1 pseudogene is annotated in these 395 nt (G+C 39.7%); it reads left to right on the forward strand.

Annotated elements, in window-relative coordinates:
• A pseudogene (locus KH400_RS21850) lies at window positions 1–395 on the forward strand (DNA replication/repair protein RecF); the annotation flags it as partial.

A 395-nucleotide genomic window follows, 5' to 3' on the forward strand; every position in this document is an offset into this window, starting at 1 on the left:
GAACTAATCCTATCGGTAAAGGGAAAGAAAGGGAAAATCAACGGGCTTGAACAGAAAAAGCTAAGTGAGTATGTTGGTGCGGCGAATGTTGTCATGTTTGCACCTGAAGATTTGAACCTTGTCAAAGGGAGTCCGCAAGTCCGTAGAAGGTTTTTGGATATGGAGCTAGGGCAAATTAGTCGTGTTTACTTACACCATTTAGGCATGTACCAAAAAGTGTTGAAGCAGCGGAACCACTTATTAAAAACATTGCAATTTGGTAAAGGTTCTAAAGAAATGTTAGATATCTTAACTGATCAAATGATTGTGTTAGCTGCAGAAGTGACGATAAGAAGATATGGGTTTATTAAGCGCCTGCAAACTTGGGCAGAGCAAATTCATCATGATGTCAGTAG

This window comes from Desertibacillus haloalkaliphilus (assembly GCF_019039105.1).
Taxonomy (GTDB): domain Bacteria; phylum Bacillota; class Bacilli; order Bacillales; family KJ1-10-99; genus Desertibacillus; species Desertibacillus haloalkaliphilus.